At 57.3% G+C, this 11,553-nt stretch carries 5 protein-coding genes; 2 read left to right on the top strand and 3 right to left on the bottom strand.

Features of this window, described 5'->3' with window-relative positions:
• Positions 1-3: 3 nt before the first annotated feature.
• From MCUHO_RS01270 to MCUHO_RS01260, 3 genes are read right to left on the bottom strand one after another with little or no spacing between them, the layout of a single operon-like run.
• Positions 4-1,677: a GmrSD restriction endonuclease domain-containing protein gene (locus MCUHO_RS01270; RefSeq protein WP_067072533.1), complete on the bottom strand. Its 1,674-nt coding sequence runs from the start codon at positions 1,675-1,677 to the stop codon at positions 4-6.
• A gap of 3 nt (positions 1,678-1,680) precedes the next feature.
• On the bottom strand, positions 1,681-4,572 hold the full coding sequence (locus MCUHO_RS01265) for a DUF1156 domain-containing protein (protein WP_067072531.1): 2,892 nt from the start codon (positions 4,570-4,572) through the stop codon (positions 1,681-1,683).
• Positions 4,573-4,585: 13 nt separating this feature from the next.
• The gene (locus MCUHO_RS01260) at positions 4,586-8,101 is read right to left on the bottom strand and encodes a helicase-related protein (protein WP_067072529.1); all 3,516 of its coding nucleotides are present in this window, start codon (positions 8,099-8,101) and stop codon (positions 4,586-4,588) included.
• A 242-nt stretch (positions 8,102-8,343) separates the two neighbouring features.
• Here MCUHO_RS01260 and MCUHO_RS01255 point away from each other — a divergent pair, with 242 nt between their 5' ends.
• Together MCUHO_RS01255 and MCUHO_RS01245 are read left to right on the top strand one after the other, a co-directional pair.
• Positions 8,344-8,568, top strand: a complete 225-nt coding sequence (locus tag MCUHO_RS01255; RefSeq protein ID WP_067072527.1) for a hypothetical protein — start codon at positions 8,344-8,346, stop codon at positions 8,566-8,568.
• Between the two features lie 949 nt (positions 8,569-9,517).
• Positions 9,518-11,524 (top strand): exodeoxyribonuclease VII large subunit, encoded by a 2,007-nt coding sequence (locus tag MCUHO_RS01245; RefSeq protein WP_067072523.1) that lies wholly within the window; start codon positions 9,518-9,520, stop codon positions 11,522-11,524.
• Positions 11,525-11,553 lie beyond the last annotated feature (29 nt).

Here is an 11,553-nt window from a genome sequence, read left to right as displayed (position 1 = left end):
CATTTATGCCCCCTGAATTATGTGGCTGAATTTGTCAAGGATAAGCCTCTTTCTCTCCTCGATGAACGCCTCATAGTTATCCAGTTCCCAGAGATCGGGGTTCTTCGGGATCAGGTGCATCTCAAGGTAGGCTTCATCCTTTTCTGCGAACCATTCATTAGGCGGAATATCCCGTTTTCCGGAAAAGCCGTTCTCCTCTGCGGTGAGGAGCATGAGGTTGGCTATCTGGTCCCGATCTTCCTGATAGTACCTGAGAAGATCCTGTCTTCCTGTCCTCGGATTTACTTTTTTAACCTTTCTCAGGAGGGATTGCGGGAAGATGTGATCAGCCTGAGGAAGATTGTTTTCGTATGCTGGTATGTAGTTGAAGTCTCTGTACCAGAGGTTGAAGATGAGATGACTCTGCTTTGACCCGTAATACTGCCCGAGAATGGTGCTCTCCGCCAATTCGAGGCTACGCCCGTCTTCACGTACGATACCGAAGATCTCGTTCACATCAAACTCGCCGGAGGAACTGATCGCCTTTACACACCGGTCGATCATGTTGTCAGGTGTACCGCTGAACGCCCCGCTGAGGAGTGTCCGGAGGAGGTAGTCATCAAGGTTCTGCACTGCACCCCATTTTTGGGGAAAGTGGTAGCGGAAGTAGATGATCGGGATGAGGACGAGATAGGACGGCATTGCCTTGTCCGTCCGTATGAAGGTTCTGCCGTAGAGATAATCTCTCACATCGCGGATGGCTGCAGAAATCCCCTCCCACTTGTCAATGAGTTCTTGCCGAATGCGCTCGTCACGGAATTTTTTGACTTCATATGCTGCCCCTTTGTTGAGGAGCGTCAGGCACGTCTTCAGGATAAAGTCACGGGTGAAGTCGTAGCCGACACGGTTGATATCATCGAGCAGTTCATCCATCCTCTCATCCGCATCCTCCCATGATGATGTCAGGAGGGAGAAGAGGAGATCGGATTTGCCGAGGCGTGTTCCTCCAGAATTGGCACGGATGAAGATCTCAACGACATCGTCTTCCCGGTAGGCGTCAGTGTTATCGACGCTGTCAAGTTCCTGATAGACGATCAGATCTCTGTTGACAAACTGCATCTGAACCAGTGCTATATTCTCTTCAACGCGCTCTTTTTCTGATTCAGTCAACTCCCTCCCGGCGTTCCTGATGATCGATTTGGCGATCTTGGTTGAGAGTTCATTGATGAAGACGATCTCCTTGAACTTGACCCACGGGAAGGCGGCCTTTTCAGCATCCAGAAATTTGAACTTGTAACGGATATCCTCGGGTGCAACAAGATCGCCGCTGAGGACGTCGAAGTAGAGTTCGCGCTTTTCATAACTCCCCTTGAGGCCGATGAAGAGGCTCTGGAGCCGCTGCTGGCCATCGAGGACAAGGAGTTTGGTTTTGTCGTCTTCGGGAACGTAAAAGTCGGTAAGCCTGATGGTATTTTTATAATTATCGATGAACTTCCGGCGGCGGATACGCGATTTGGTGCGCCATACGAGGAGGGTGCTGATTGGGTACTCCCGCATGATGGAGTCAAAGAGGCGCTCGATCTGGTCTTCTCGCCAGACGAACGGGCGCTGGATGTTCGGCAGCCAGAACCCCCCGTTCCATTCCTCATCATTGAGGTAACTGACCATCTTTCGGATGGTCTCTTTCTGGTTTTTCATACGTCAGCCTCCGTAGGAGGATAGTGTCTTTTGTGGTGCTTTCTCGATCACGGTGGGCGTCTGTGCCTCGACGGCTCCCCACGAGGTGATCAGTTCGTTGTACGGGCGGGCATCCTCGGCCCAGCCTTTCCGCTCGCAGAGGGTGTAGAGCCGGTAAGCGAGCTGCCGGATCGCCGCCGCCCGGCCGGGCATCCGGGCGAGGAGGGCGGCGGCCTCGGATTCGCCGCCGCCGCACTGGTGAACGCGGATGAGGTGGTGGAGCGCCTCCCAGACGGGCGTCCGGCTGTCGGCCTCCGGCGACCAGTCGCCGGGATACTCCGACCACCTCATGAGCCGGACCTTCCCGCCGCCGGCCTCGACGACGCCGGCCTCCCGGACGCCGTCGACGGTGGTGCCCCGGGCGCGGGCAAGGACGTCGGCCTCGCCGAACTTCCCCTCTTGCCAGCCGTTCTCCTGGAACCAGCCGAGGCAGAAGCGGGTGTCGGCGTCGACGTCGCCTCCGGCGTCGGAGAAGTATTCGTCGAGTTCGCGGTTGATGAGGACAAGGGCGTCGTGGACCGACATCGGCGTCCCGTCTGCCTCAAGGACAGCGGAGTACTTTGAGAAGATTCCCATCCCGGGACCGATCGAGGCCTGGGCAAGGTCGACGGGGGCGATCGAGGAGGCGGTCATCTCGTCGAGCGCCTCGGGGAGTGCCCGCTTCAGTTCGCGGAGGAACTCTTTGCGGGAGACGGTGGGGGCGGCGGGGTCGCGCCGGCGGCAGACGAGGACGACTGAAGAGGCGAGGGCATTTGCGTCCATCCCTACCATGCGGTTTCCGAGTTCGGTACGCATCGGCCATGTTCCGGTGACGGCGAAGCCAGCCTTCAACACTGCTTCAAGGAAGGATTCCCAACCGGGGGAAGTGGTGTCGTTCCCAGCTGTCTCGGACTGCTTGAAGGCGTAGTAGATCGTGACCGGGAGGGCAGGATGAACCTGTTCAGCAAGGCGGCGCATGGCCTCGGTCATCCCGTTCATGAAGAAGGCCTCAGCTAATTCTTCCGATCCATGGCGGTAAGGTGTCGCTACCAGTTCCTCGGCCTTTGGGACGGCCATCGTGACGAAAATGGAAGGTAGAATTGATTTTAAGGATCGGCGGAGCCAGACATAGAAGAAGTCAGAGAGGTCAGAATAGCAGATGTTGTCGTAGTACGGGGGATCTGTGGAGACGATATTATTTTGGGATACCTTTTGATTCGAAGCATCTGATTGGAGGCCAAATCCCTGATTGTTGCAGGAAAAGCGGTCAATCACTTTTGATAGTGTTTTTAGACTGACACCATAATCTCCTGCAGCGTCCGCAAATAAGTTTGGTTCAGCAAAATCCCAAACCATGGGAATCGCTTGTCGGCCAAAGAGGTTGCGGACTTGGGTTTTTGACACCTCCCATCTACATAGCGCATTGCAAATATCGCTGAGACGACTTACTCCTAATCCCAGATACACCGCCACCGCATCCGCATATGCCGTGGCCCTGTCGCCCCCCGTCTCCAGCCCTCGGCCATCGTCGGGTATCCCAGCGGCGAGGGCGTCGCGGAGAACCTGCGCCTGCGCCTCACCCACAAGGTCGGAGAAGATGGTGAGGGCGACGAGCTGGCGGGGGGTGAAGTAGTCTCCGAATGTATGGAATCCATAGCGCCGCCCCTGTGCGTTGCTCGCAAACGTCCCCCTACACGGTGTTTCCGGCTTCCATGACGTCATCGACGTTCTGGCAATGTTCTCCATCTCAACTGTTGGGGAGAGATAGATCCGGCCCCTTCTCCCCTCTGCGACGATGGCCATCATATGGGCACCCATTCTACCCGCGTTCGCCTCATCATTGATGTAAGAGTAACTCATCGGAGTGCTCGAGAGGAGACATCCAAAACTTCCTCGGGACAATTTTGTCCCATTTCCGATCTGATCTGAATTCTTCGGTTTTCCGACTCTCACTGAGAACCGGTAGGATTTTCCTTCAACTATTGGCTCAATATATGCTTCCTTCCCCTTCTTCGTCGAGAGCCAGAACGTCGAAGCGAGCGGCACCTCCACCTCCTTATACGCCGGATTTGGGCTCTTCACCGTCCGCGCCCAGAGCCACGCGATCACCGTCAGATCCTCCCCGATGTATTCCCTCAAATCCGGCCGCTCCTCTGCCATCTCCGCTGTGACCCGCACCTTCGGGTAGAGGTGGCCGATCCGTTTCTCGGCCTCGTCGCGCATCCACTTCCCATAATACCGGACATCCTCCGCGAGCCCCGCAGCGCCCTTCCACTCGGTGCCGACCCGCTTCTGCTTCCGGCTCTCCGGGTTCACCGGCGGTCTCCCCGCAAACTTCGGTGGGATCTCGATCATCGCCTTGTTGATCAGCACCGCCACCGGGTTCAGGTCGGACGCCCAGGCCTCGAGGCCGAGCCTCTGGGCTTCAAGCGGGATCGCCCCGCCGCCGGCGAACGGATCATGAAAGGCCGGCAACTTATCTGGATTGAAGAGCTCCTTCGCCTGCGGGTGGTTCTTGTTCAGAGCGCAGGTTTCCCGCCAGCTCTTCCAGATCTCCTCCCGCGCCTCCGCGAGCACCGCCTCGTTCGTGGTGTTCTCCCAGAGGACGAGTTTCTTTATCAGTTCAAAAAGCCGTTTCCGCTCCGCCTCGGCCTTCTCCCTGTTCACGCCCCGGCCGAGCTCCCGCTCGTAGCCCGGATCATTCACGAGTTGTGCAAACAGCACCGCCCGTGCCGCCGCAAGCGGTCGCCGTGCCCACCAGAGGTGGAGGGTCGACGGGTGGCCGTGGCGGATTGACTTCTCCCGCACCGATGCGGCGTTGATCTCGTCAAGCGGCAACGCCACCTCGATCAGTTTTTTTGGTATCCTGACAGCCATAGAAGCTCCTATATTACTGTGGTTGTTCCGCCCGATTAAGGAGAGCGGCGAGATCGAGGTTCATGCTCGTCACCGCCCAGCCCGGTTCGCGGTCGAACGGTTCCCGGATGTAGAACGGCCCTTCGTACTCCTCACCGTCCACCAGCACCACCGCGAGCACGAACTTGTCTGCCTGATTGAGCCCATAGAGGATCTCGTTACGAGAGACTGTGATAGTGGTCTGGCCCTTCGCCCGGCCTTTCACCTCGATGTGGCGTGTCATTGGCGCTCGCCCGTCCCCCGCAGGGGCATGTGCGGTGACGTCCCAGCCGCACTTCTCCGCCGAGACATCGATCACCTCGTGGCCGAGGGCACGCTCGGCATCCATCACCGCCCGCATCGCCACCACCTCGACGTGCTTCCGGGCCGCGGCATCAACACCCGTCTCCTCACCCCGGCGAGCCGCAAGCAGCCCCGCCGGGATCACCAGTGCACCACCGGCGATCACCGGCGTCGCCGAGATGACGTGCCGCATCGCCGCCAGCTCGCGCTGCCGTCGCGCGAGCCGTGTCGTAAGATCGTCCACAGTCCGGCGGACGTTCTCGAGGTTCATCCGTACATCTTTTCCGGCCCGTTGGTCGTCCTGCAGCCTGATGACACGGTCCTGCCAGAAGTTGATCTCCTTCACCAGCCGGGCCTGCACCGCCGCCATCGTCCGGTCGGCCGTCTGTTCCCGCCGCTCCTTCACCTCGGCAAAGTGCTCCGGCACGATCCGTTCGGTCGCATGGGCGAGGGCCAGTCGTTCGAGGTCGGTGTTGATCCACGGTGAAGTGAGGACGTCGGCAACCAGCTCCCGCTCCTCCTCGCCGATCGGTTGAAGGTCGAGATGAGGAGCCCAGCCAGCGTTCTCCGCCCTTCCTCCGTCATCGATCGCCACGAACTGCATCCGCCGCGAGACCGTGCGACTCCCATCATTCCCATCTCGTACCGAGTGATCGATGATGAAGAGTACCCGCGGCGTCGTCCCTGGATCGTTTGGGTCAACCAGCACCGCACCTTGCCGGAGCTTCGGCTGGTGCCTCTCCAGCACGAGATCGGTCGCCGCCTGCATCAGAGGGTGGCCAGGGTGGATCAGCGCCGCCATCGGCGCCCCCACGCGATCGAGCAGCCGGACGTACTCCTTCTCGAAGCAGACCCGCTCGTAGCGGTTCAGCACCGGTTGCATGTACCGGCGGTCACGCCCCGAGATCTGCCGGTCACGCTCGCGGATCGCCGCAGGCACATGGGTGATCTCCCACCTTCCCGGCTCACGCGCCCGCAGTTCGCCCCCCACCTCCTCAAACGCCCGGGTGAAGAACGCCCTGATGAAGTAGGGCTGCAGTTTCCTCGCCTCCGCCTTCTCCATATCGGCCTTGAGCGCGAACAGCCTCCCCTCGTCCATCACCACCTCACAGAGAGCGTTCTGCCGCATGAGTTCTTGCAGGCGTTCGGTATCGAGGGCGCCCTCGACCCGTCGCAGGAGCCGCGCCCGCACCTCGGGGTCGTCGCCATATCGGATCGCTTCGATCAACAGATCCCGCAGGCTCCGCTCATCAAAGACCTCCCCGAGGATGTCGAAGATCCGCCCACCGAGGGCCTTCCGCTCGGTCTCCAGCTTCTGGAGCAGCCGCTGGTAAACATCGCCCTCCCTTGTCTCGGCCGCCACCAGGTTCCAGAGGCGGCAGACCTCGGTCTGCCCGATACGATGGATCCGGCCGAACCGCTGCTCCAGCCGGTTGGGGTTCCACGGCAGGTCATAGTTCACCATCAGGTGGGCATTCTGGAGGTTCACGCCCTCCCCGGCCGCATCCGTGGCGATCAGGATCCGCACCACCGGGTCGCTCCTGAACATCTCCTGCTTCTTCCGCTGCTCCTCCCGCCGGTCGCTTCCATCGATGGTGACCACCGCCACCTCTGACCCGAGTAGCCCGCGGATCCGCGCTGCCAGATACCGGAGGGTGTCCTTGTACTCGGTGAAGATGATCAGCTTCCGCTGCCGCCCGCTCTCCTCATGCATCTGGGGCGTGTCCTGCAGGAGCCGGGAGAGTTCCTCCCACTTCCGGTCGTGACCTGACCGAACAACCTGTCGTGCCCGTTCCTCCAGCCCTTCGAGGATCCGAATCTCGGCCTCCAGTTCGTGGATTGTCCGCGAGGCGGTAGCCTGGTCGACGACTTCCTCCTCGTACTCCTCGTACTCGTCGGCCGCCATCTCTTCGTCGGCGTCCCACACGTCGCCGTTCGTCCGGACGTCAAAGAGCGTCTCGGCGAGCGCCTGGCCGCGTGAGTCGATCTTCATCTCCTCCACGCGGCGCTTCAGCCGCTCGCGCCGGCGTTTCAATGACTGATAGATCGCCTCCGGGCTCGAGGCCAGTCGCCGCTGCAGCCCGGTGAGGGCAAACCCGACCGCACCTTTCCGCTGGTTGTTCTCGATCCGGTCGGCCTTGTTCATCTCCTCCCGGACGTACTGGGTGACCTGCTGGTAGAGGGCGGCCTCTGCATCGGAGAGTGTATATGTGACCGATTCCGCGATCCGCTCGGGGAAGAGGGGTGTCCCGTCGAACTTCAGGAGGTCCTCCTTCACCATCCGGCGCATCAGGTCCGAGACATCCACCTTGTGAGCGCCGTCCCTGAACTTACCATAGAACCGGTCTGAGTCCAGCAGGGAGAGGAAGAGCTGGAAGTCCTCCTCCTTTCCGTTGTGCGGCGTCGCCGTCATCAGAAGGAGGTGGCGGGTATGAGCGCCGAGCAGTTCTCCGAGCCTGAACCGCTGTGTCCGGTTCACCTTCGACCCGTAGTACGTCGCCGACATCTTGTGGGCCTCGTCCACCACCACAAGGTCCCATTGGGTGTGTGCGAGTTTCTCCTGCAGTTCCTCGTTCCGCGAGAGCTGATCGAGCCGGGCAATTAAGAGAGGGTGGTCGTCGAACGGGTTGCCGCCGAGCGATTGTTCCGCGAGGTCGCGGGAGAAGATAGTGAACTCAAGGCCGAACTTTTCATACATCTCGTCCTGCCACTGCTCCACGAGACTCCCCGGAGCAACGATCAGGATCCGTTCGGCATCTGCCCGCATCAGGAGTTCGCGGATCAGAAGCCCGGCCATGATCGTCTTACCGGCACCGGGATCGTCGGCCAGAACAAACCGCAACGGCTGCCTGGGGAGCATTGACTGATAGACCGCCGTGATCTGGTGAGGGAGCGGTTCGACGTTTGAGGTATGCACCGCCATCATCGGGTCGAAGAGGTAGGCGAGGTCGATCCGGTAGGCCTCGGCGGCAAGTTTGAACTCTTCCCCGGGTGCGTCGAACGCCCACGGCCTACCCGCCTCCGCGAGGGAGAGAGAGGCTTCGCTGGAGCGGAAAAGCATCTGCTCTTTCAACTGACCATTGACAGTCCTGTAATAGACCGTCAGCGCGTTCTCACCAACAGGTTCGGTCGTGACGATCTGCACGACTTGCCCCGGCTCGATACCGTTGACGGCCGCATCTTTCTTAATATCTTCCAGTCGTAGCATGAACTATTGCCTCTGATCGGCGACTTCCGTGCCCTAAATGATCTGTAGGCCCAAGTTTGGTATCCTGAAACTACCTGTATGTCCAAGCCGGGATTAATGCTTCGAAATAGCCCTGTAGCCGGGCTGGTATCTCTCTTCCATATCTACAAACCACTGATATGGCAAGATCTCCTTTGAAATGCTCGAACATCAGAAAGTTATTTTTTTAACCCCGTGTGACGTAAGCCCCATAGGAGCCAAAAATGATCGCCAGAGATCTCCTCTACCCCGCTGAATGGACGTTCCGGTTTTTTATCGTGGCCCTGCTGATACGTACCATAAGTCCCTATTGGTCCGATGCCTTCCCATTTGAGGCCACGTATTATGTGTTTGTCATCGCGGGGGCTGGAGCATTGGTGATCCAGATCTGGCTCGTGGTGAAGTTCTACACCTCACGGAGGCGAGAAAATGTACCTCATCCTCAGTGATGAAGAGCGGACGAGAGCGTTCAACGCATTATCGAAAATGTTCCTGAATAGGTGCTGTTGAAAATATACAATGAGATCTCGAAAGATCCAGACTGGCTAAATCTGCGCCATTTTGGAATAGGTATCGAGGCTCGGAACTTGCTCCGGGTCGCCTCAAGGTCATCCTCGCTATCCTCTGCATCGTGATACGGGATCCGGCCCGAGTCGTCCTAGTCAGCGCCATCGAGATGACGCTCGGCTCCTACCTCTTCGGCCTTGCAGTCGGTCACGGGGCGCTCTGGGTCGTGGTGCTCGATCTCATTGGTTTCCAAGGTCTCTTCGTGATCCTCGCCCTCTATACCCTCCCGGGAAGACGCACTATGATGATGGTGATGGGGCGGATGGACTCACACGCACCCCCGTGTCGTCGCTGTGGCGGGGGATCTTGCATGGGCCCGTGTGATTCATCGTCCCAAAAATACCTCACCTTAAATCGCAAATATGGGGGTGGGAAAAATAGGGGAATAGGCTGAAAGGGCCCAGATCTTAGTTTTTGCGGCTCTTAGTTCTTCAGGGGGACTTGCCCCCGCTCCCAGGCAGTTATCTCCGTATTTTCTGCATATGCAGATTTATTGTTAGGATGTTTTTTGGGACCGGAGCCGGCACCCCTCCCCCTCCGTACGCCAAGGACGGAAGGCCAAAATTGAGGGCCGAGCCGCCGCCCTAGGCCAGCGGATCGTGACAGATTATACGCGCATCAGACCCTGTGCGGCATATAATGTTATGTGCAGCAAAAAAATGAGGACTTCCTAAAGGGACTATGGAGGTCTTCGAGATCATTGAAATATTCAAGGGAATTGGGGAGAAATTTCGACATCTTTTTGTTGCTTAAATGTTTAAAATGAACCTGTTATCAATCCGCTCTCACAAATAACGCCATACAAGGCTTATTTACTGCAGGTGCAACATCATGGACTCATTATCAACAGACCCCGGCAAAACTGACAGCAGAGCCACACATGACCTCGAACTCTTTGATCGACTCCTTGGGGTCCGCGAAACACTGGCACGCAAATTCAGAAAAGAACCATATCAGATCTTCAAAGAAGAGAGCCTCATCCAGATGGCGATGTACTATCCTCAAACACTGGATGATTTTATTCACATCTTTGGCGTCGGTCCATATAAGCAGAGGAAGTATGGGCCGGCATTCACGGAAGTTATTCAGGAATACTGTCAAACTAAAGGAATACTCCCTCCACCAATCCGCCCGAAACAGGGCATTAATGTATCTGTGGGTGTGCCCCCTGCCAAAGCGATGGTGATGGGCGCAACTCCTTCTCCTGAGACCAAAACCGAGACCTCTCTCCTGCCCGCATCAACCACGACGAATGGCACATCGAATGAGACTGGAATGAATGTGCTTCGTTCTGAAGTGGGAAGCCTTCCGTTCAGCCCGGGAGGACTGATTAATGCCTATAATGCAGCTATCGTTTTCCCTCAAGAGCTTAAAACAGTCGCCGTCCGGGGCATCTTTGGAATGAAGGGGCCCAAGATATACAGCGGATACTACTACGATGAGCTGAAGGACGAAATCGGCGATCAGAGTTTAACTCTCAAAGTGACTCCCTCGATTCGCGATCAACTCACTCCGGATGGGATCTGTACGCTGAAGGGATACCTCACAAGGAAGATCAACAAGTACGGCGGTATTCAGGTCACATTTGTTGCCACGGGAGTGGTCTGCCAGGAGGAGCGGACGGTTGATCCAGAAGTCCTCCGACGACAGGAAGTGCTTGAACAGCACCAGCAGAAGGCGTTGCCCGATCCTCGCTGGAATATAAAATCTCACATTGTTCAAGGAACTGAGCCAAAGATTGCAGCCATCTATGGAGAGACGGGGATTGTTGATCAAGATGTTACCTCAGCAGTTGGCACTGCACTGGATCACTACGATGTGACCACACATCGCGGGAAGTTCTCTTCACCTGGGGCCATCATAACCCTGTTATGCCAGCTCGATTCAGAAGGCTACGATTATATTGCCCTGATCCGCGGTGGGGGGTCGGGTCTGGAAGTCTTTGACGATCTCAATCTGGCTGCTACAGTAGTGGCGATGCAGACGCCTGTTTTAACCGCTCTTGGACACGAGGTTGACCACCCCTTCCTCGAGCGGGTTGCCTGCCATGCATTCACCACGCCTACTGCCTTTGGTACCTGGCTCAAAGCGATGGTGGAGGAGACGTTCGAGGAGCTGTCGCGGTCGAAAGCGGCAGCACTCAATGAGGTCCAGAAGCAGTACAATGAGATGGTCAAACGCCTCGAGCAGCAGCTTGAAGATGCGAAGAAAGCCGAGGGACAACAAGTCGAGATTATTAAAGACCTCCAGGGACAGATCAAAGAGGCTGGCAGAAGTGCAGAAGAGGTTCGGAAGGATCTTGAGAAGACCTACGAGGAGCGCCTCAAAGACCTGCAACAGCAGGTTGAAAATGGTAATAAAGCAGTTGAGCAGCAGCGCACCGATGCACAGAAGACCGAGGAGCGGCAGGCTGAGTTGATCAAGGACCTTCAGAAGCAGATGGAAAGTTCCAACAAGAGTACTGACGATCTTCGGAAGGACATCGAGAAGGGTTATGAGGGTAGGGTCACGGACCTCAAGCAACAGTTAGATCTGATGCAAAGAGCGAGCGAACAGTCATCCAAAACGATCCTAGAACTCCAGCGACAGATCGAAGTAGCGGGGAAGAGTACAGCGGATATCCGGCAGGATGTTGAGAGTATCTATAGAGACCGGCTCAGTGCTGCTGAGCAAAAGCACACCGAGAGCCAACGGGTTGTGGAAGAGCAGACTGCAACCTTGAACGAACTGCGGGGACAGGTGGCAGAGAGCGGATCGAACCGGATGGTAATCATAGCCGCCATTGTAAGTATGCTTCTTGGTCTTGGAATTGGTGCTGGGGTTATGACTCTTCTATAGAATTCATCTAGTTCGTTGAAACTAAAAAA

Source organism: Methanoculleus horonobensis, assembly GCF_001602375.1.
GTDB classification, from domain to species: Archaea; Halobacteriota; Methanomicrobia; order Methanomicrobiales; family Methanoculleaceae; genus Methanoculleus; species Methanoculleus horonobensis.
The sequence above is the reverse complement of the archived record's forward strand: the minus strand, read 5'-3'. Positions and strand labels throughout refer to the sequence as shown.

Bases quoted from the DNA above. Each gene is read 5' to 3' on its own strand.
- MCUHO_RS01260 (WP_067072529.1), bottom strand. From the start codon at position 8,101: ATGCTACGACTGGAAGATATTAAGAAAGATGCGGCCGTCAACGGTATC.
- MCUHO_RS01265 (WP_067072531.1), bottom strand. From the start codon at position 4,572: ATGGCTGTCAGGATACCAAAAAAACTGATCGAGGTGGCGTTGCCGCTT.
- MCUHO_RS01245 (WP_067072523.1), top strand. From the start codon at position 9,518: ATGGACTCATTATCAACAGACCCCGGCAAAACTGACAGCAGAGCCACA.
- MCUHO_RS01255 (WP_067072527.1), top strand. From the start codon at position 8,344: ATGATCGCCAGAGATCTCCTCTACCCCGCTGAATGGACGTTCCGGTTT.
- MCUHO_RS01270 (WP_067072533.1), bottom strand. From the start codon at position 1,677: ATGAAAAACCAGAAAGAGACCATCCGAAAGATGGTCAGTTACCTCAAT.